Annotated in this window: 1 protein-coding gene; it reads left to right on the forward strand. The window is 65.3% G+C overall.

The window, feature by feature from the left end; translation table 11 throughout:
* The first annotated feature begins 65 nt into the window (after positions 1–65).
* Positions 66–1,085 carry an IS5 family transposase gene (locus tag FHT08_RS19780; protein ID WP_047124271.1) on the forward strand — a complete coding sequence of 340 codons (1,020 nt, stop codon included), beginning with the start codon at positions 66–68 and terminating at the stop codon, positions 1,083–1,085.
* Positions 1,086–1,230: the final 145 nt, after the last annotated feature.

The raw sequence follows: 1,230 nt of genomic DNA on the forward strand, positions 1-1,230 counted from the left end.
AGGGCAGCTCTAAAAACCCCCGATCCTTGGCATCATAGTTCCACCGCCATCCAGGGTAAGAGCCGATGATCAGTCTGTTTGCCGGGGCCGAGCGCGAAGCCAAGCGCCAGCAGTTGAGCGATCCGCTGGAGCTGCTGTCGCGGCACATCGATTTCGTCGCGATCGCGGCGGTGATCGATGGCCACCTTCGCCTGGGCACGGGTGCCAAGGGCGGTCGCCCGGCGTGGCCGACGGAGCTGATGATCCGGCTGCTGCTGTTGCAGCAGTTGTACAACCTGTCCGACGAGGCGCTGGAGTACCAGGTGCTGGACCGTCGCAGCTTCCAGCGCTTCCTGGGGTTGGAACACAGCGGCAAGGTGCCTGACGCCAAGACGATCTGGGTGTGGCGTGAGCGGCTCAAGAAGAACGATCTGATCGGCGACATCAGCGCGGCGGTGAGCGGCCAGTTGCAGCGGGCCGGGTTCATTGCCCGGGGTGGACAGATCATTGATGCGAGCATCGTCAGCGCGCCGATCCAGCGCAATACGCGCGAGGAGAACGCCCGGATCAAGCGAGGCGAGGCTGTGCAGGACTGGAGCGATGCCAAGCGGCGGCAGAAGGACGTGCAGGCGCGCTGGACGCTCAAGCACGGCAAGGCCCATTACGGCTACAAGCTGCACGCCAACACGGATCGGCGCTGGGGGTTCATCCGGCGGCACGAGGTGAGTGCGGCCAACGTGCACGACAGCCGGCACTTCGAGACGCTGCTCGATCCAGTCAACACCGGGCGCACGGTACGGGCCGACAGCGCCTATGCCAGCCAGGCTCGGGAAACCGAACTCAGGCGACAAGGCTACCGCGCGGACATCCAGCATAAGGGGCAGACGGACAAGCCGCTGAGCCTGGCCCAGCAGCGTCGGAACCATCGCATCGCCAAGGATCGGGCGTTCGGCGAGCATCCGTTTGCCCGACTCGCCCAACAGGGAGGCAAATGCCTGCGCACGATTGGCCTGGCGCGAGCCCAGGTGGTGATCGGCCTGAAGGTTGCCGCACACAACCTGATGAGGCTGGCGCGGCTGCAGAGCCAGGGGATCGTGCCGGCGTGAGCGGAAACGGCGGCTGACAGGCCGCAATCTGGGTTTGAAATGCCATGGGTCGGCTCTTCGCGCCCCTTCGACCGGCAGGTGCGAGGGGGGCCTGTCGCCTTACCGAACATCTCAAACGGCAGAATCGAGGTTGTTCGAGGTGCCC

Source organism: Xanthomonas sp. CFBP 8151 (assembly GCF_011761885.1).
In the GTDB taxonomy this organism is placed as follows: Bacteria; Pseudomonadota; Gammaproteobacteria; order Xanthomonadales; family Xanthomonadaceae; genus Xanthomonas; species Xanthomonas arboricola_B.

Excerpts from the sequence above, each read along its gene's own strand:
- FHT08_RS19780 (WP_047124271.1), top strand. The coding sequence starts at position 66 with ATGATCAGTCTGTTTGCCGGGGCCGAGCGCGAAGCCAAGCGCCAGCAG.